Raw genomic sequence first — 18,079 nt, forward strand, 5'->3', positions numbered from 1 at the left:
CAGAAGATGGATTGGTCTATTGCCAAAATACTCATGCAGGACGGCTTGGTTACCGGGGTTATTTATGCCCTGATGGCTGTTTCGCTGGTGCTTGTATTTGTTGTTACCCGCATTATTTTTATTGCCCAGGGTGAGTTTGTCACGTTTGGTGCACTTACCTTTGCGATTATGGCCGACGGTGGCAAGCCCGGCACAATTTGGCTGTTGCCCATGTTTGGCGCGGTTTTGTTCCTGAAAGAATTGTATTTTGTCTATAAGGGCAAAGACAGGAAAACCCTGCTTAAATCACTGGGGGTTTTTGTTATTTACCCCTTGTTCTTGCTGTGGGCGGTACCGGTCGTTCTGGCTACCGATCCTTCACTGTGGGTCAAGGCCTTTCTTACCCTGCTTCTGGTCGTGCCATTGGGCCCCATGCTTTACCGGCTTGCCTACGAACCGGTTGCCGAGCATTCGGTGCTTACCCTGTTGATTGTGTCGATTGCCGTGCATTATGCGCTGGTGGGTCTGGGGCTGGTGTTTTTTGGGGCCGAAGGCTGGCTGGTTTCCGAGCCTTTCTTTGATGGCACGGTTGAAATTGCCTCGTTAAACTGGTCATACCAAAGCCTGTTCGTGATTGGCATGACGGTGGCCATTATTGGCGCCCTGTGGCTGTTTTTTGGCAAAACCCTGTATGGTCGTGCCTTGCGTGCAACGGCGGTTAACCGTCGCGGTGCCCGTTTGGTGGGTATCGGTACTTCCATGTCGGGACACCTGACTTTCTTTTTGACCGCGTTGGTGGGGGTATTGTCTGGCATCATGATTGTGTCATTCATTACCATTACCTACGAAACCGGCTTCATGATTGGCCTGAAAGGATTTGTCGGTGCCATCATTGGTGGTCTGGTCAGTTACCCGCTGGCGGCTTTTGGTGCCATTGCCATCGGCATTATCGAGGCCTTCACCACATTCTGGGCCAGTGATTACAAAGAAGTTATTGTCTTTGGTCTTGTTATTCCTGTTCTGCTGTTACGCGCCATTTTAGTCAAGCACGAAGAGGATGAAGAATAATAAAATGAAACGTTTATTTCTTGCATTATTTATCGTTTTTCTGGTGGGCCTGCCCGTCTTCCCAGGTACCCCCGAGTTCTGGATCAACCAGATGAACTCTATCGGTATTGCCAGCCTGGTGGTATTGGGTCTGGTGGTGTTGACTGGCGTGGGGGGGCTGACTTCCTTTGGTCAGGCCGCATTTGTCGGTATTGGTGCCTATGCCACCGCTTACCTGTCAACCACTGCGGGTTATTCACCCTGGGTGGGTCTGCTGGCAGCCCTGGTGTTAACCTTTGTCGTATCGTATGTCCTGGGGCAAATAACCTTAAGTCTGTCGGGGCATTACCTGCCACTAAGCACAATTGCGGTTTGCCTGGTTTTTTATTACCTGTATGGCAACCTGGGTTTCCTGGGGCGTCACGATGGCATTCCGGGTATTCCACCTATTGAGATTTTTGGTTTTTCCCTGCTCAAGGCCAAGCATATTTATTTTCTGATTTGGGCATGTGTATTGCTGGCCGTCTGGTTCAGCAAGAATCTGCTGGACTCCCGTCCCGGACGGGCGATTCGTTCGCTGAAAAGCGGGGCAGGCATGGCCGAGTCCTTTGGGGTGCATACCAAATATTATAAAGTAGTGGCTTTTGTCTACGCTGGTGTATTGGCCGGGTTGGCAGGCTGGTTGTATGCTCACGAGCAACGGGCGGTCAGTCCCAGCACGTTTGGGATCAATTACGGTATTGAGTATCTGTTCATGGCCGTTATTGGCGGTTCAGCCAATATCTGGGGGGCTGTTTTCGGCTCTACGCTAATCCTTACCATGAAAGATCATATCCAGGATATTGTGCCTCAACTGTTGAATACCTCGGCCAACTTTGAAATGGTGGTATTTGGTATTTTGATGGTGTTTATCTTGCACCATGCACGCGAAGGCCTGTGGCCCATTCTGGTTAATTTTGTGGCTAAATTCACCGGCAACCAGCTGGTGCAGCCCAAACCCATTCCTGAAGCCTCTTCAGTGTTGCCGCAGCGGGCCAGGCCACAACATGGTGAGCTCATTCTTGAAGTGGACAACATTCGCAAGGAGTTTGGTGGACTGGTAGCTGTCAATGACATCAGTTTCAATATCCATGCGGGTCAAATCATGGGGCTGATCGGGCCCAATGGCGCTGGTAAAAGTACCACTTTCAACCTGATTACCGGGGTGCATTCGCTCACTCGCGGTTCCGTGCGTTTTATGGGGCAGGAAATCGGTTCGCTGTCATCGCGTAAAATTGCCGCCCTTGGCGTAGGTCGTACCTTTCAGCATGTACAGTTGCTGCCTACCATGAGTGTGCTTGAAAACGTGGCACTGGGGGCGCATTTGCGCGTCAATACCGGGATTGTGCAAAGTTTGCTGCATCTGGAGCGTGATACCGAGGCCCAAATGTTGCAAGAGGCCAAAAAGCAGCTTGAGCGGGTCGGATTGGGTGATTACCTGCACGAGCAGGCCGGTAACCTGTCTTTGGGCCAGCAGCGCATTGTGGAAATTGCCCGTGCCTTGGCGCTTGATCCCACCTTGCTGTTGCTTGATGAGCCTGCGGCCGGTTTGCGCTATAAAGAAAAGCAGGAACTGGCCAGCGTGCTGTCCGGTTTGCGCGATGAAGGCATGAGTATTTTGCTGGTGGAACACGATATGGATTTTGTCATGCGCCTGACCAACCATCTGGTGGTGATGGATTTTGGTACCCGTATTGCAGAAGGTACGCCCGAGCAGATTCAGGTTAATCCTGTGGTGCTTGAAGCCTATTTGGGCGGTGTCGATGATGACCTGGGTATTTCCATTGACGCAAAGGGTGCAAACGTATGAGTATCTTACTGGAAACAAAAAATCTGAGTGCACAGTATGGCAAGGTGCTGGCTGTGCAAAATATCAATCTTCAAGTGAAAAGCGGCCAGGTGGTGACGGTGATTGGTGCCAATGGGGCGGGCAAGTCCACTTTGCTCAACTCCATCATGGGTTCATTGCCGGTTCCCGGTTCGGCCAATGGTGAGGTGCTTTACCAGGAACACGATGTCAGTCGCCTGATTGTAGAGGACAGAGTGGCCAATGGCCTGTGTCTGGTACCGGAAAAACGCGAGTTGTTTTCCAGTATGCCGGTTGAAGATAACCTGTTGCTGGGTGGTTTTCGCCGGTATCGTTCCCGCGAAAAAAACTGGCGAAGTACATTGGATGAAGTTTATGAGCTGTTCCCACGCCTGAAAGAGCGCCGCATGCAAAATGCCGGTACCTTGTCGGGCGGAGAACGTCAGATGCTGGCGGTTGGGCGTGCATTAATGGGTAAACCCAAAGTGCTGATGCTTGATGAGCCCAGTCTGGGGCTGGCACCATTGGTGGTGCGCGAGGTTTTTCATACCATTATGCGACTTCGTGAAAGCGGCGTATCCATTTTATTGGTCGAGCAGAATGCCCGTGCCGCCCTGCAGGTGGCCGATTACGGCTATGTGCTTGAAATGGGTGAGGTCCGTCTTGAGGGCAAGGCTTCAGAGTTGCTCCATGATCCCCGTGTGATTGAGAGTTACCTGGGTTTTGGCAAGCAGGACAAGTAACGATGGTCTGGCGTCCCCTTTAGCGGGTCGCCAGCTTGAGTTGCCATTTCGGGAGGTCATTTTTGGCCGTGTCTGATGCCTGTCCTGCCGGCTTCAGAAGAGCCTGGTCTTTTCAGGACGCTTTGGTTTTCTCTTTGTAATCGCAAAGGTCCGCAATTCCGCATTGCGGGCATTTGGGTTTGCGGGCCACACACACATAGCGGCCATGCAAAATCAGCCAGTGATGCGCGTCAAGTAAATACTCTTTGGGCACCAGCCTGAGCAGCTTTTTTTCCACTTCCAGTACGTTTTTGCCCGGTGCAATGCCGGTGCGGTTTGAAACCCGGAAAATATGGGTGTCCACTGCCATGGCAGGTTGACCAAAAGCGGTGTTAAGTACCACGTTGGCGGTTTTGCGGCCCACGCCAGGCAGGGATTCCAGCGCTTCCCTGTTGCCGGGAACCTGGCCGTTATACCGGTTTTGCAGGATTTCACAGGTGGCCAGGGCGTTTTTGGCCTTGGTTTTGTACAGGCCGATGGTACGAATGGCTTCGGTAAATTTTTCCAGCCCCATGTCCAGGATATCCTGGGGAGTTTTGCAGGTATCAAAAAATTTTCTGGTGGCAATATTAACGGCCTTATCAGTGGCCTGTGCCGATAACAGTACGGCAATCAGCAACTGAAAATTGTTTTCATATTCCAGCTCTGTGGTGGGTTTGGGGTTGGCGGCTTTAAAGCGGGCAAAAATCTCTTTTCTTTTTTCTGCATTCATGGTTATGGGGTGGTGGAGTCTTTTTTCATGACTTGCTGGCGTCGTTCCCGGGCCCGCTGCAATGCCAGGGCAATGGCTTCTTTCTTGAGTTGCTCAGCGGTTTTTTCATTGGGTAGTGGTTGGGCCGGTTTGGCCAGCTCTTTGGAATTCGTGGCGGTTTGAATGGATTTTTGGTTAAGACGGGCCTCTTCCTGCAGCCTGAGCTTTTGCAGGCGTGCGGCACGCTGCTCATGGCGTTCTCGGGCCGCATTGGCATCTTCCGTGGTCCATGTGCGGTTGGCATCAACCATGCTGATACAGTCGACCGGGCAGGGCGCAACGCATAAGTCGCAACCGGTGCATATTTGCGGGTCTACCGTGTGCATGAATTTGTTGGCACCAATAATGGCATCTACCGGGCAGGCCCGGATACAAAGGGTACATCCAATACAGTGGGCTTCATCAATAACCGCCACCTGCAGCGGGATTTCCGTGCCGCATTCCGGGTCAAGGGGTAAAACCGGTACCTGCAGTAAAGCGGCCAGTTGTTGTATACCCTGGCTGCCGCCTGGGGGGCAACGGTTGATACTGGCTTCTTGCTGAGCCAGTGCATGTGCATAAGGTTTACAGCCATCGTAACCGCATTTTGTACATTGGGTTTGCGGCAGGATGGCATCAATTTTTTCAAGTAGGGATTTATTGGTCATGGTAAAAATAAAAAAGGCCTGTTGCTGGACAGGCCTTCTTATTTTAACCGGAAATCAGTCCCGATCGACGTTATTGATGAATTCTTTCACTTCAGGAAAGATTCGGGTGCGCCATTTGGTGCCTGAGAAAATTCCGTAATGTCCGCAGCCGCTGGCCAACAGGTGGTGTTTATCGGCTTTGGGAATATTGCCACACAGTTCATGGGCCACACGGGTTTGCCCATGACCGGTAATGTCGTCCAGTTCTCCTTCAACGGTCATGAGCCTGACATTGCGGATATGGTCGGGATCTACCCGTACACCACGAACATCCCAAAGCCCGCGTGGTAGCAAATGCTCCTGGAAGACAACGCGAATGGTGTCAAGGTAATATTCGGCCGGCATGTCCAGCACCGCATTATATTCATCGTAGAATTTGCGGTGGCTGTTGGTCTCCATCTCGTTGCCTTTCATCAGGTTGAGATAGTAGTCGTAATGGGACTGCATGTGTTTGTCGGAGTTCATGGAAACAAAACCGGCGTGCTGTAAAAAGCCCGGATACACCTTGCGGCCCACACCCGGGTAGCGGGAAGGCACGATGTGAATCAGCTGGTTCTCAAACCATGAATAGGGTTTGGTGCTGGCCAGTCCGTTAACTTCGGTGGGTGAGTAACGGGTATCCAATGGGCCACCCATCATGATCATGCTTTTGGGCATAACCGCCTCATTATTGCCGGCCATTAAAGAAATGGCGGCCAGAACCGGTACGGTGGGCTGGCAAACCGACATAACGTGCAAGTCAGGTCCCAGGCTGCGGATGAAGTCCTGGATATATTCAATGTAGTCATCCAGATGGAAAGGGCCTTCGGCCAGTGAAACCATGCGAGCATCGACCCAGTCGGTCACGTATACATCGAAGGCGCTGAGCATGGTGCGCACCGTATCACGTAACAACGTGGCGTGATGCCCGGATAGCGGGGCAACGATCAGGACTTTGGGGCAGGCAGGTGCGTTGGGTTCAAGGTCGCGAACGAAGTGAACCAAATTGCAAAAAGGTTTGCTTTGGGCAATTTCAGTATGAACCGCTACTTCGCGATCTTCGATAGTAACCGAGTTGATGTCCCATTTGGGTTTTTCGTAATCCTTACCCAGTCGGTGAATGAGTTCAAGCCCGGCTGAGATCTGTTTTGAATTGGGGATATAGGCGTAAGGGCTGTAAGGATTGGAAAACAGCTGAGAGCCTATATTCGTGAAAGCTGAAATAGGGGCCAGTATGGAACGGGTCAATTCATGAAATTGGTACAGCATAAGCTCACTTCCTTATTGTTGTTTTGCAGCGAAAAAAAACGGGTGCATGATTTAAGTCTAGCACCAGTAATATGGATAAAACATCAGGAAATGTGAATTTTCACCTAAAACCGACAAAAATTAGGGAAATTACTATTTTGTTACTATTCATGAATGCTTTGGACAGGTGAAAATAAATTATTACCAGTAATTTTCAACGGCAAGATTGCCCGGGATACCGCGTCTGCCGGCAGCGAAGCCTTTTTCAGCCAGTATTTTTCGTGCCTCCGATAACATTTCAGGGTTGCCACACAACATGACTCTTGATGTTGCCGGATCCAGTTTCAAGCCGCTTAACTGCTCAAGTTTGCTATTGCTGATAAGGGTGGTCAAACGTTCCTGTGGGTAGTTTTTGTATGCTTCCCGGGTGGGCAGGGGCAGATAAACAAAACGATCGCCAAACTGTTGTTGCCATTTGGCTATGTCATCCTGATAAGTCAGTTCTTCGCTGGTGCGAACACCATGGGCCAGAATGATTTTGTCAAACCGTTCCCAGGTGGCAGGCGTGTTGAGCATGGAGATATAAGCCGATAAGCCGGTGCCTGTCGCAAGGAGCCACAAGTTGCCGCCTTGTGGGAAACGGTCTATGGTCAGGAAACCAAAAGCGGTTTTGTCGATATAAATCGGGTCGCCGGTTTTCAGGCCGGCCAGGCGTGGGCTGAACTCCCCCTCAGGCACCACAATAGAGTAAAAAGACAGAAATTCATCCTCTGGGGTACTGACCATGGAATAGGCACGCCATATGGAGGGCTCGGCTGTGGGGTCATCACTGGCGGGCAGGCCGAGCCGGGCAAACTGTCCCGGTTCAAACTGGAAGGCATGATCGCGGGTGGTGGTGATCGAGAACAGCTTGCCGGGCACCCATTCGGTCATGCTGATTACGGTTTCACGGGTATATTTCTGGTCAGTCATATTTTCCTGTTTTATTTCAGTCAGCTATTTTTCCAGGTACTGGAGTTTGTTGGGGACGTTATTCCACTCATCAGCATCATCAAGCGGTTTTTTGGAGCGGCTGATGGTCGGGAATTCGGGACTGAGGTCTGCATTGATTTTGATGAAGTGGATTTGATCCTGTGGCACGTCCTCTTCGGCAAAAATGGCATTGGCAGGGCATTCCGGTATACAGACGGCGCAGTCAATGCATTCATCGGGATCGATAACCAGAAAGTTGGGGCCTTCCTTGAAACAGTCGACGGGACATACATCGACACAGTCTGTATATTTGCATTTAATACAGTTTTCGGTAACAACGTGAGTCATTTAAAACTCCAATAAACGACATTAAAAATGTGATTTTACCTAATCTTGAAATACTTGGCGCTCAAAACCCTGATAGCTGTGATATGGTTATAAAAAAATTACTGTTACCGACATGATTATTACCTCGCTTTTAGATACCGATTTATATAAATTCAGCATGATGCAGGTCGTGCTGCATCAGTTCCCGGGTGCCCAGGTGGAGTACCGTTTCAAGTGCCGTTCAAAGGATGTTAACCTGCGCCCTTACATTAATGAAATACGCGAGGAAATTCATCATCTGTGCCAGTTGCGTTTTACCGAAGATGAGCTGGATTATTTGCGCAACATGCGTTTCATCAAAAGTGATTTTGTTGATTTCCTGGGCCTGTTTCATTTGCCCGAAAAGTGTATTGAGGTGGGCGAGGGCCAAGAGAAAGGGGAAATCACCATCGAGGCCAAAGGTCCCTGGCTGCATACGATTTTATTTGAAATTCCGGTGCTCGCCATTGTGAATGAAGTGTATTTTCGCAATGAATATAAAACGCTTGACTGGACAGAGGGCAGGCGCCGTCTGAATGAGAAGATTGAGCTGGTCAATGCCAGTACCGACGTGAAAAGTTTCAAGATTTCCGAATATGGTACGCGCCGGCGGTTCTCTAAAGCCTGGCATCATGAGGTGGTCAAGACCCTGAAAGAGAAAATGGGTAATCATTTTGTGGGTACCAGTAATGTGTTCATGGCCAAAGAGTACAATACCACGCCTTTGGGTACCATGGGGCACGAATATCTGCAGGCCTGCCAGGCATTGGGACCACGCCTGCGTGATTCCCAGGTGTTTGCCCTGGAAATGTGGGCCAAGGAATATCGCGGCGACCTGGGTATTGCGCTTTCTGATGTTTACGGCCTGAATGCTTTCCTGCGTGATTTCGATATGTATTTTTGCAAGCTGTTCGATGGGGCGCGGCATGACTCCGGCGATCCGTTCGAATGGGGTGAACGCCTGTTGGCTCATTATCAGGCCAACCGGGTGGATCCAAGCAGCAAAACACTGGTTTTCTCCAATAATCTCAATTTTCAAACTGCCATGGATATCGCCCGAAGGTTTCAGGGGCGTTGCAAGGTGTCCTTCGGGATTGGCACCAATTTAACCAACGACATGGGTGTGCCAGCCTTGCAGGTGGTCATGAAAATGGTTCGTTGCAATGGCCAGCCGGTTGCCAAGGTTTCAGACGAACCCGAGAAAACCATGTGTGATGACCCTGCTTATTTGTCTTATTTGCGGCATGTCTTTGATTTGCCCGCTGCCTGATTTTTTCTCAACCTTTTACAGGAAACCTTGAATGAGCGATATTAAACGTACCAATGTGGGTGCCCGCTTGTCTGACATGGCTGTTTATAATGGCGTTGCCTACCTGGCTGGGCAGGTTCCCACCGATGCTTCACTGGATATGGAAGGCCAAACCGCCCAGGTGCTGGCTATTATCGACGATTTGCTGGCGCAGGCCGGTACCAGTAAGGAAAGAATCCTGATGGCACAGATTTACGTGGCCAATATGGCCGAATTCCCTGCCATGAATAAAGCATGGGATCAATGGGTCTCCAAAGAAAACGCACCACCCCGTGCAACGGTGGAGGCCCGCTTGGCCAATCCCGGCTTCAAGGTTGAAATTGTGGTGACAGCCGCACTTTAATTCTCGTTCCCACGCTCTGAACTTACTCGTTCCCACGCTCCGCGTGGGAATGCCTACGGATAGCAGCATCAATATCCTGTTTCTTGTTCCCACGCGGAGCATGGGAACAAGAGGAGCCTGGGCCTGCTTACTCGTTCCCGTGCTCCCGCGTGGGAATGCGTATTTCATAGCCAGGCATAAAGCGTGCTTCCCACTTCCGCTGCCTGGGCCAGCTGTTCGGCAGTCAGGGTTTTGGGCGCCAGGATTTCCTCTTTGGTCTGGCTGGCGGTGTTCAGTATGATGGGCACTACTTTTTCGTTAAGGCGCCAGCCGGTGCAAATGCGCTGCAGCTGTCGCAGTGCACCTTGTCCATCAGAGCCGGCGGTAATAATCGCACTGTATGGCCGACCCTCTATGTTGCCCAGTAAGTCATAATAAAAACGGTCAAAAAACTCTTTCATCGCGCCACTTAGGCTGGCCAGGTTTTCAGGGGCGCAAAACAGATAGGCATCTGCCTGTAAAAGCTGTTCAAGGCGTACCTCGCTGGCGTATAACATGAGGATTTGATCTTGCTGGCCCAGTTCCTGACGAATTTTGCAGGCAGCGTCAAAGGCAGCCTGGGCGGCCTGTTTTGCCGCATGGGTACGGGAATGCCATATGATTAACAACGATTTTGTATTTGCGTCCATAGTTCCGACCTGTACAATACGAGGTGTTCCATTTGATTTCTTATTTATTTTTCAACCATGATTCACATGATACCCGATAGCGACAATACAAATGCCCTGGATGAAGTATGGCTTAATTCGGTGTGTGAAGACCTTGGGGCCGAAGACAGGCGGTTGCTGGAAAAAGCGGTTGACTGGGCCGTGCACGCCATGGCGGGGCAGACGCTTGAAACCGGAGAACCGGCCCTTAAGCATGCGGCAGGGGTCGTCAGGATTTTATCCCTGCTTCAGGTGGATGTGACCACGATGGTGTCAGGTCTTATCGCTTCCATGCCGGCAGAGCAGGAAGCGGCTTTGGAAAAAAATTATAAGAATGAAATTATTAACCATTTTGGGCTGGAAGTTTTCAATCTGGTCCAGGGGTCGCGGGAACTGGTCAAAATAGGTCTGGTGGCCCGTAATGCGGGCACGGTCAGCCAGGACAGCGGCAATAGTGGCAACCAGCAGGAAATGTTGCGGAAAATGTTGCTGGCCATGGCGACCGATTTGCGAATTGTGCTTGTGCGTCTGGCTTCACGGTTGCAAACATTGCGCTGGTTTGCCGAAACCAAGAAACCTTGCCCTGAAGATATTTCCATTGAAACCCGTGATGTGTATGCGCCACTGGCCAATCGACTGGGGATTTGGCAAATCAAATGGGAAATGGAAGACCTTTCTTTCCGTTTTCTTGAGCCCGAAGTGTACAAGGATATCGCCAAGAAGCTGGAAAGCCGTCGTGTAGAGCGTGAAAGCCTTGTGGCCGCAACAGTTAATGAAATTCGCGACTCTTTGCAGGAAATGGGCATCAAGGCCGATGTGGCCGGTCGGGCCAAGCATATTTACAGCATTTACAACAAGATGCGCAATAAAAAGCTTGATTTTGACCAGTTGTACGACTTGCAGGCCCTGCGCATTATTGTGGATACCGAGCGGGATTGTTATACCGCCTTGTCACTGGTGCATGCCAAGTGGACACCGGTCATGGACGAATACGATGATTATATTGCCAATCCCAAGCCTAATGGTTACCGCTCCCTGCATACTGTGGTCATGGGTGATGACGGTCGCGCCTTTGAAGTGCAGATTCGCACCCGGCAAATGCACCAGTTTGCCGAATATGGCATGGCGGCCCACTGGCGCTATAAAGAGGCCGGGGTAAAAGGTGGACAGGTATCCGCTTCCAGCCTGTATGACCGCCAGGTTTCCTGGATGCGCCAATTGCTGTCATGGCGCAAGGAAGTCGGCATTACCGAAAAAGAAGAAAAGAAAGCCCTTGAAGAAAATGGAGTCGGTCAGGACGGACTGGAACGCAAAAAAGCCGAATTGAAAAAAACCGGTGAACAGTTAGAGCAAATGAAAGAGGGCGAAAGGCATGAGCGTATTTATGTGCTCACACCGCAGGCCAGGGTTATTGAGCTGGCTGCAGACAGCACGCCGGTTGATTTTGCCTACCATTTGCATACCGACCTTGGGCACCGATGCAGGGGGGCCAAGGTTGACGGTCAAATGGTTGCGCTTAATACCAAACTGAAAACCGGACAGACGGTTGAAATCATTGCCGCCAAATCGGGTGGGCCTTCCCGTGACTGGCTGAATCCGCAACTGGGTTATTTGGCCAGCCCCAGAGCCCGGGCAAAAGTGCGGTTGTGGTTTAATGCGATTGAGTTGCAAAAGCGTATTACCAGCGGACAAGAGCAGGTCGAGAAAGAATTGCAGCGTTTGGGCAAAACAGCCGTCAATCAGGAGCAGCTGGCTGAAAAACTGGGTTTTGCCCGTGCTGATGACCTGTATGTGGCCGTTGCCAAAGACGAGTTCAGCCTGCGCTCGATTGCTTCGGCTTTTGTCGAGCCGACCACCGAAACCGGTACCGAAGACAAAATTCAGGTGGCCCGCCAGACCGAGACCCGCCAGACAGGTAAAGGCGGTGTGCTGGTGGTGGGGGTCGATTCATTAATGACCCAGCTGGCCCGCTGTTGCCGTCCGGCCCCGCCGGATGAGATCGTGGGTTTTGTCACCCGTGGCCGAGGGGTGTCGATCCATCGTCAGGATTGCGCCTCGTTTGCCGTGTTAAAGCATAAAAATCCCGAGCGGGTCATTGATGTTGCCTGGGGCAATACCGAAGATGCGGTCTATCCGGTCAATATTGCTGTCCATGCCCAGGATCGTACCGGTCTGCTGAGGGATGTCTCTGAAGCCTTTTCCAGGCTCAAGCTTAAGGTGGTTGGCGTTAATACGCAAAGCAAGCGTTCACTGGCCCATATGCACTTTACCATCGAAATCCAGAATGGCGATCAATTGTCCCGGGCTTTGCAGGCCTTATTGGAGATCCCCGGGGTAATGTCTGCGTCCCGTTGTTAAATTGAGTAAAATGGCTGTTAAATAAAATAATTGAATGCGCTGCAGGAGGCGTTTTGAAACCCTATAATTACCCAGATGAGAAAGGTCACTTTGGCCGGTTTGGCGGAGTTTTTGTTGCCGAAACATTAATGCATGCCATCAAGGAACTGAATGAAGCTTATGAAAAATACCGGAATGACCCCGAGTTCGTGGCTGAATATAATGATGAGCTGACCCATTTTGTGGGTCGTCCCAGCCCGGTTTACCATGCCAGGCGCTGGTCCGGGTTGCTCGGTGGTGCCCAGATATGGCTCAAGCGCGAAGACCTGAATCACACGGGTGCCCATAAAATTAACAATTGTATTGGCCAGATTCTTCTGGCCCGTAAAATGGGTAAAACCCGCATTATTGCCGAAACCGGTGCCGGCCAGCACGGTGTGGCCACGGCAACCGTGGCGGCCCGTTATGGTCTGGAGTGCGTGGTGTATATGGGGGCCGAGGACGTTCGCCGTCAGGCCCTTAATGTTTATCGCATGAAGTTGCTGGGTGCAACTGTCGTGCCGGTCGAGTCCGGCTCCAAAACACTCAAAGATGCGCTGAATGAAGCCATGCGCGATTGGGTGACCAACATAGATGACACTTTTTATATCATCGGTACGGTTGCCGGCCCGCATCCTTATCCGGCCATGGTACGTGATTTCCAGAAAATCATTGGCGAAGAATGCCTTGAGCAAATGCCCAAAGATGCAGGTCGTCAGCCCGACTACGTGGTTGCCTGCGTAGGGGGGGGGTCCAATGCCATGGGTATTTTTTATCCCTATATCCCTTATGAAGACGTCAAGCTGATTGGCGTTGAGGCCGCCGGCGAAGGTCTTGATACGCCACGTAACGCCGCATCCATCAATTCAGGCCAGGTAGGCGTATTGCATGGTAACCGTACCTTTGTCATGCAAAACGAAGACGGGCAGGTGCAGGAAACCCATTCCATTTCCGCAGGTCTTGATTATCCCGGTGTGGGGCCCGAGCATGCCTGGTTGCATGAAATCGGCCGTGTTTCCTATGAGAGCATCAATGATGCCCAGGCGCTGCAGGCGTTTCATGATTGCTGCCGCTTTGAGGGTATTATTCCCGCGCTTGAATCCTCCCATGCCCTGGCGTATGCCGCCCAGCTGGCTCCCACTTTGCCTGCCGACAGGATCATTCTGGTCAACCTGTCAGGCCGTGGTGACAAGGATATGCATACTGTGGCTGAATTTAGCGGAATCGAGCTGTAAAGGAAAACAATAATGGCTTTAAATAGAATTGACAATGCATTTGCAAAGGCAGGGCAACGCGCAGCCCTGATTCCTTACATCACCACTGGAGATCCCAGTCCACAAGCCACACTGGCATTAATGCACAGTCTGGCAGAGGCCGGGGCTGACATTATCGAACTGGGCGTGCCTTTTTCCGATCCCATGGCCGATGGTCCGGTTATCCAGCGGGCTGCTGAGCGAGCCATTGCCAAGGGAGTTGGCCTGTCACGGGTTCTGGATATTGTCAGCGAGTTCCGTCAGCTCAATAACGAAACGCCCATTGTGTTGATGGGGTACGCCAACCCTATTGAAGCCATGGGCAGGGCTGTTTTTGCGGAAAAAGCCGCTATCGCAGGTGTGGACGGCGTATTGGTGGTAGACTATCCGCCCGAGGAATTTGATGAATTTACCGGGATGCTGAAAGAAAAGGGTATTTCTCCGATTTTTCTATTGGCACCCACCTCCACCGAAGCCCGCATCCAGTCAGTGGGCCAAGTGGCCGAAGGCTATGTGTATTATGTGTCTTTACGTGGCGTGACCGGTTCGGGGGCACTCAATGTGGAAGATGTCCAGCAACGTGTGCGTGATATCAAAAAACACGTAAAAATTCCGGTGGGTGTCGGTTTTGGCATTCGTGATGCCGAAAGTGCCGCGAAAATTGCCCAAGTGGCCGATGCCGTTGTGATTGGCAGTAAAATCATCGAAACCATGGAACAGGCGATTGCTGGCAAGCCCGAAGATCAGGTCACCGAAGTGGCCGTTGCTGCAGCAAGCGAATGGCTCAAGGGCGTACGTGAAGCGCTCGACAAGGTTCAAAACAAGGATAAATAATGAGTTGGCTCGATAAAATTCTCCCCCCCCGTATCAACAAGAAGTCCGATTCGGGTGCACGGCGTGTTCCCGAGGGCGTATGGGTCAAATGCCCTTCTTGCGAGACTGCCTTGTATAAGGAAGATCTGGTACGGGCCCTGAATGTTTGCCCCAAGTGCGACCATCATATGCGATTAAGTGCGCGCGCGCGCATCGACTCCCTGCTTGATGCGGAAGGGCGGGTTGAAATTGGTGATCAGGTTCGTTCAACCGATCCCCTCAAATTCAAGGACAGTCGCAAATATCCCGAGCGTTTGGCTGAAGCCACAAAATTAACCAACGAAACCGATGCCTTGGTCGTCATGAGCGGTTCAATCATGTCTTTGCCGGTAACGCTTGCCTGTTTCGAGTTCAACTTCATGGGTGGATCAATGGGTTCGGTGGTAGGCGAACGCTTTGTGCGCGGTGTGAAGGCCGCCATAGAAAACCGCACCCCGTTTGTCTGTGTGTCAGCATCGGGTGGTGCGCGGATGCAGGAAAGCCTGTTTTCACTTATGCAAATGGCCAAGACCAATGCCATGCTGACTCGGCTTTCCGCTGAAGGTTTGCCGTTTATCAGTGTGCTGACTGATCCAACCATGGGTGGGGTATCCGCCAGTTTTGCCTTTATGGGTGATGTGGTCATTGCCGAACCCAAGGCGCTTATCGGTTTTGCCGGTCCCCGGGTGATTGAGCAGACCGTCCGTGAGCAATTGCCTGAAGGTTTCCAGCGTGCCGAATTCCTGCTGGAAAAAGGAGCAGTCGATATGGTGGTCAATCGTCACGACTTGCGTGAAGAGCTGGCCCGCCTGATGGCTTTACTGACCCGTCAGTCCAATGAAGCCTTGTCGGCATAAATAATGTTGGTGGGGCTTTTGGGGCCCTTTGCCATGATATTTCGATATTTTACAACCCTGGCTGTATGAGTATGGTCGGGGTTGTTTGCATAAAAAACATGGCATTGCCATAATGGCTGATAGAATAATGACAATTTAATTATTCAGGTCAAAAATAAAATGTCGGCTGATTCATTTAATCTTGAAAATTCTCTTACCTATAAATTGCATTCCCTGGCTAAATTAATTGACAGACATGCAGACTATACTGACCTGGAGCCTGTCCGTATCTCTTCAGCAGAGGGCAGGGTGCTGGCCGTGATTGGTTTTAATAAAGTGCTGTCGGTGGTACAGGTAGCCAAAAAAGCCAACCTTGATAAAAGTCAGGGCAGCCGTGCCGTGGTTTCCCTGGTTGACAAGGGCCTGATTGAAAAACGTCAGCAAAAACAGGATGCCCGGGCTTTTGACTTGTCCCTGACTGAAAAAGGAAAGCAGGTCTATGAGGAAGTGGTGGCACTTATTATGCATCGCAATGACATTGCGATGAAGACTTTATCGGCAGAAGAACAACAGAATTTGCTTAATTTGATCAATAAAATCCAGCATAATCTGGAAAACAATTAACGCAGATCAAAAAAAGCTTGAAAATGGTTGTTTTTGCAACTAAAATTGGTTGCAAATGCAAATACCCCTACGTATTGCATATTTTTTATAAACAAAAATTGAATACTTTCCATTCATGGAGACATTATGCATACGCCTGTTACTGTTCCGCGTAAATCCCTGTATCACGAATACACCGTCTATCCACACACTTTTCCGTCTGATCCGGCCCAGTCCAATGGAATAGTCACCATTGTCGGCGGCGGGCCGATTGGTCTGGTTGCCTCGCTTATCCTGGCCAAACACGGCATCAAGAACATCGTGTTGTTATCCGAGCAGCAGGTATCCGAAGGCAGTCGCGGCCTGGTTTATACGCGTCGTTCCATGGAGATCCTGAAAGTGGCCGGTGTGGCCGATCGAATCATGGAAAAAGCGCTTTCCTGGACCAGCGGCAATTCTTTTTATTGTGGTGAGCGCGTTTTCCGTATGGAAACACCGGTAGACCCCCAGGACAGCTATCCACCGCTGAACAATTTGCAGCAAAACTATCTGGAAACCTATCTGGTTGAAGAGGCCGCCAAGCAGCCACTGATTGAATTGCGCTGGGGTAATCATTTGACTTCATTTTCACAAGATGACCATGAAGTGACCCTGGTGGTGGATACCCCCGAAGGCGATTATTCGTACAAAACCCCATGGCTGATTGCCGCAGACGGGGCCCGCTCAAGTGTGCGCCAAAGTATGGGTCTGAATATGGAGGGCAATAGCTACGAGGGGCGTTTTGTGATTGTGGATATCCGCATTGATCTGCCTTTGCCTACCGAGCGCCTGGCTTACTTTTCACCTGACTGGAACCCGGGCAATACCATTTTGCTGCACAAGGAACCCGACAATATCTGGCGTTTTGATTATCAATTGCCGGCCCATGTGTCCAATGAAGAGGCGCTGGATCTGAAAAACATTACCCACGCGGTCAATGCCCAGCTGAAAATGATGGGATATGAAGGCAAACAATGGGAGCTTGACTGGTATTCGGTGTATTCCGCCCGTGCGCTTACCTTGCCTGAATACGTCCACAACCGTATTTTGTTTGCCGGTGATTCGGCCCATATGCTCCCCATCTTTGGGGTGCGTGGTGCCAATACCGGTTTTCAGGATGTGATGGATTTATGCTGGAAGCTGGTGGCCACCATTAAAGGTTGGGGCTCTTCTTATTTGCTTCATTCTTATACCCATGACCGTGTTGGCGCAGCCATGGAAATTATTGATGAAGCGGGCAAAAGCACCCGTTTCATGGCCCCCCCCACCGATGGTTTCCGTTTGTTGCGTGATGCCACACTGTCCCTGTCCCTGAAGCATGAATTCGTTCGTCCGCTGTTTCACTGGAGAACGTCGCGTGCCCACGTGTACCGTTCTTCTCCGGTTAACAGTATTGGCGATGATAATCAGGATATGCTGCCAGAGCTGGAAAATGGCGCGCCCCTTCCTAATCTGAAATTATCCGATCAACAGTATCTGTATGACGAATTGGGGCTGGACTTCAATATTATTTACTTTAGCAACGAAGCCAGCCTGCCTGATTCATTGCAAAAAGAAGTCAATGATCTTAAGGCGCAGGGTGTGCCTGTCAAGGTCATTGTCCTGTCTTCTGAAAATACGGTTACCGCCGGTGCCGGTAAAACCTTCAAGGTGGATGCGCAATTGCTGCAAAACCGCTATGGGGCCAGCCAGGGCCAGGTGTATCTGGTTCGTCCCGATCATCATATTTGCGGCCGCTGGAAACAATACGTACCGGGCTCCCTGGAAAACGCGTTCCAGAAATTCATTAAAAAATCTGCCTGAGGAGGAATGAAAAATGAGTATTGATATCCTGAGCCTTGAGAAAGTATACGATAACCTGTCATTTGCCATTGACAAGTTACCCGAAGAAAAACGCAGCCTGTTCCTGACCAAACTGGTTTTGTTGTTAAGCAATGAAATTAAGGATGCTGAACTGATTTGCCGCCTTATAAATGAGGCACTGGTTTTTGAAGCATAAATAAATGCATGGGAATACCACCTGCCCGGCCTTAAAACAGGCCGGGCAGGTATTTTTTTATCCTTATAAAATCCAGTGAAAATTTAATAATTATTAATATAGATCAAAAAACGCTTGAATATAGTTG

General features: G+C 50.6%; 18 protein-coding genes. 12 read left to right on the plus strand and 6 right to left on the minus strand.

Features of this window, described 5'->3' with window-relative positions:
* The first annotated feature begins 6 nt into the window (after nt 1–6).
* From HCX92_RS06210 to HCX92_RS06220, 3 genes are read left to right on the plus strand one after another with little or no spacing between them, the layout of a single operon-like run.
* Entirely contained in the window at nt 7–1,047 is a 1,041-nt protein-coding gene (locus HCX92_RS06210; protein WP_169294071.1) for a branched-chain amino acid ABC transporter permease, read from the plus strand.
* Nucleotides 1,048–1,051: 4 nt separating this feature from the next.
* Nucleotides 1,052–2,875: an ATP-binding cassette domain-containing protein gene (locus HCX92_RS06215; protein ID WP_169294072.1), complete on the plus strand. Its 1,824-nt coding sequence runs from the start codon at nt 1,052–1,054 to the stop codon at nt 2,873–2,875.
* A complete protein-coding gene (locus HCX92_RS06220) occupies nt 2,872–3,615 on the plus strand; it encodes an ABC transporter ATP-binding protein (RefSeq protein WP_169294073.1) in 744 nt (247 codons plus the stop codon). The genes HCX92_RS06215 and HCX92_RS06220 overlap by 4 nt, the downstream gene beginning before the upstream one ends.
* A 112-nt stretch (nt 3,616–3,727) precedes the next feature.
* On the opposite strand, the gene nth is transcribed toward HCX92_RS06220, so the two are convergent.
* From nth to fdxA, 5 genes are all read right to left on the minus strand, one after another.
* Complete coding sequence (gene nth, locus HCX92_RS06225; protein WP_169294074.1) at nt 3,728–4,366, minus strand: endonuclease III; 639 nt, start codon at nt 4,364–4,366, stop codon at nt 3,728–3,730.
* A gap of 2 nt (nt 4,367–4,368) precedes the next feature.
* Entirely contained in the window at nt 4,369–5,052 is a 684-nt protein-coding gene (gene rsxB, locus HCX92_RS06230; RefSeq protein ID WP_169294075.1) for an electron transport complex subunit RsxB, read from the minus strand.
* A gap of 54 nt (nt 5,053–5,106) precedes the next feature.
* On the minus strand, nt 5,107–6,339 hold the full coding sequence (locus tag HCX92_RS06235) for a polyhydroxyalkanoate depolymerase (RefSeq protein ID WP_169294076.1): 1,233 nt from the start codon (nt 6,337–6,339) through the stop codon (nt 5,107–5,109).
* A gap of 180 nt (nt 6,340–6,519) precedes the next feature.
* On the minus strand, nt 6,520–7,290 hold the full coding sequence (locus HCX92_RS06240; RefSeq protein ID WP_169294077.1) for a ferredoxin--NADP reductase: 771 nt from the start codon (nt 7,288–7,290) through the stop codon (nt 6,520–6,522).
* Nucleotides 7,291–7,314: 24 nt separating this feature from the next.
* Nucleotides 7,315–7,638, minus strand: coding sequence for a ferredoxin FdxA (gene fdxA / locus HCX92_RS06245; RefSeq protein WP_169294078.1), 324 nt, complete (start codon nt 7,636–7,638; stop codon nt 7,315–7,317).
* 112 nt (nt 7,639–7,750) lie between these two features.
* Between fdxA and pncB the strand changes: the two genes are divergently transcribed.
* Both pncB and HCX92_RS06255 read left to right on the plus strand, forming a co-directional pair.
* Nucleotides 7,751–8,926, plus strand: a complete 1,176-nt coding sequence (gene pncB / locus HCX92_RS06250; RefSeq protein WP_169294079.1) for a nicotinate phosphoribosyltransferase — start codon at nt 7,751–7,753, stop codon at nt 8,924–8,926.
* Between the two features lie 31 nt (nt 8,927–8,957).
* Nucleotides 8,958–9,308, plus strand: coding sequence for a RidA family protein (locus HCX92_RS06255; protein ID WP_169294080.1), 351 nt, complete (start codon nt 8,958–8,960; stop codon nt 9,306–9,308).
* Between the two features lie 164 nt (nt 9,309–9,472).
* Here the strand turns inward: HCX92_RS06255 and HCX92_RS06260 are convergent, their stop codons facing one another.
* Complete coding sequence (locus tag HCX92_RS06260) at nt 9,473–9,976, minus strand: flavodoxin family protein (RefSeq protein ID WP_169294081.1); 504 nt, start codon at nt 9,974–9,976, stop codon at nt 9,473–9,475.
* A gap of 57 nt (nt 9,977–10,033) precedes the next feature.
* Here HCX92_RS06260 and HCX92_RS06265 point away from each other — a divergent pair, with 57 nt between their 5' ends.
* The 7 genes from HCX92_RS06265 (at nt 10,034) to HCX92_RS06295 (ending at nt 17,952) form a co-directional block, all read left to right on the plus strand.
* Complete coding sequence (locus tag HCX92_RS06265) at nt 10,034–12,352, plus strand: bifunctional (p)ppGpp synthetase/guanosine-3',5'-bis(diphosphate) 3'-pyrophosphohydrolase (RefSeq protein WP_169294082.1); 2,319 nt, start codon at nt 10,034–10,036, stop codon at nt 12,350–12,352.
* A 53-nt stretch (nt 12,353–12,405) separates the two neighbouring features.
* Nucleotides 12,406–13,605: a tryptophan synthase subunit beta gene (trpB, locus tag HCX92_RS06270; protein WP_169294083.1), complete on the plus strand. Its 1,200-nt coding sequence runs from the start codon at nt 12,406–12,408 to the stop codon at nt 13,603–13,605.
* Nucleotides 13,606–13,614: 9 nt separating this feature from the next.
* Nucleotides 13,615–14,457, plus strand: a complete 843-nt coding sequence (trpA, locus tag HCX92_RS06275; protein ID WP_217734475.1) for a tryptophan synthase subunit alpha — start codon at nt 13,615–13,617, stop codon at nt 14,455–14,457.
* On the plus strand, nt 14,457–15,332 hold the full coding sequence (gene accD / locus HCX92_RS06280; RefSeq protein WP_169294085.1) for an acetyl-CoA carboxylase, carboxyltransferase subunit beta: 876 nt from the start codon (nt 14,457–14,459) through the stop codon (nt 15,330–15,332). The genes trpA and accD overlap by 1 nt, the downstream gene beginning before the upstream one ends.
* Before the next feature lie 159 nt (nt 15,333–15,491).
* Nucleotides 15,492–15,935 (plus strand): MarR family winged helix-turn-helix transcriptional regulator, encoded by a 444-nt coding sequence (locus HCX92_RS06285; protein ID WP_169294086.1) that lies wholly within the window; start codon nt 15,492–15,494, stop codon nt 15,933–15,935.
* 126 nt (nt 15,936–16,061) lie between these two features.
* Entirely contained in the window at nt 16,062–17,756 is a 1,695-nt protein-coding gene (locus HCX92_RS06290) for an FAD-dependent monooxygenase (protein ID WP_169294087.1), read from the plus strand.
* Nucleotides 17,757–17,769: 13 nt separating this feature from the next.
* On the plus strand, nt 17,770–17,952 hold the full coding sequence (locus HCX92_RS06295; protein ID WP_169294088.1) for a hypothetical protein: 183 nt from the start codon (nt 17,770–17,772) through the stop codon (nt 17,950–17,952).
* The last annotated feature ends 127 nt before the right edge of the window (nt 17,953–18,079 follow it).

Source organism: Advenella sp. EE-W14 (assembly GCF_012923605.1).
Taxonomy (GTDB): Bacteria; Pseudomonadota; Gammaproteobacteria; order Burkholderiales; family Burkholderiaceae_B; genus Advenella; species Advenella alkanexedens.

Bases quoted from the DNA above. Each gene is read 5' to 3' on its own strand.
- HCX92_RS06260 (WP_169294081.1), bottom strand. From the start codon at position 9,976: ATGGACGCAAATACAAAATCGTTGTTAATCATATGGCATTCCCGTACC.
- nth (WP_169294074.1), bottom strand. From the start codon at position 4,366: ATGAATGCAGAAAAAAGAAAAGAGATTTTTGCCCGCTTTAAAGCCGCC.
- HCX92_RS06285 (WP_169294086.1), top strand. From the start codon at position 15,492: ATGTCGGCTGATTCATTTAATCTTGAAAATTCTCTTACCTATAAATTG.
- HCX92_RS06240 (WP_169294077.1), bottom strand. From the start codon at position 7,290: ATGACTGACCAGAAATATACCCGTGAAACCGTAATCAGCATGACCGAA.
- HCX92_RS06290 (WP_169294087.1), top strand. From the start codon at position 16,062: ATGCATACGCCTGTTACTGTTCCGCGTAAATCCCTGTATCACGAATAC.
- pncB (WP_169294079.1), top strand. From the start codon at position 7,751: ATGATTATTACCTCGCTTTTAGATACCGATTTATATAAATTCAGCATG.
- fdxA (WP_169294078.1), bottom strand. From the start codon at position 7,638: ATGACTCACGTTGTTACCGAAAACTGTATTAAATGCAAATATACAGAC.
- HCX92_RS06255 (WP_169294080.1), top strand. From the start codon at position 8,958: ATGAGCGATATTAAACGTACCAATGTGGGTGCCCGCTTGTCTGACATG.
- HCX92_RS06220 (WP_169294073.1), top strand. From the start codon at position 2,872: ATGAGTATCTTACTGGAAACAAAAAATCTGAGTGCACAGTATGGCAAG.
- HCX92_RS06210 (WP_169294071.1), top strand. From the start codon at position 7: ATGGATTGGTCTATTGCCAAAATACTCATGCAGGACGGCTTGGTTACC.
- HCX92_RS06235 (WP_169294076.1), bottom strand. From the start codon at position 6,339: ATGCTGTACCAATTTCATGAATTGACCCGTTCCATACTGGCCCCTATT.
- accD (WP_169294085.1), top strand. From the start codon at position 14,457: ATGAGTTGGCTCGATAAAATTCTCCCCCCCCGTATCAACAAGAAGTCC.
- HCX92_RS06265 (WP_169294082.1), top strand. From the start codon at position 10,034: ATGATTCACATGATACCCGATAGCGACAATACAAATGCCCTGGATGAA.
- HCX92_RS06215 (WP_169294072.1), top strand. From the start codon at position 1,052: ATGAAACGTTTATTTCTTGCATTATTTATCGTTTTTCTGGTGGGCCTG.
- HCX92_RS06295 (WP_169294088.1), top strand. From the start codon at position 17,770: ATGAGTATTGATATCCTGAGCCTTGAGAAAGTATACGATAACCTGTCA.
- rsxB (WP_169294075.1), bottom strand. From the start codon at position 5,052: ATGACCAATAAATCCCTACTTGAAAAAATTGATGCCATCCTGCCGCAA.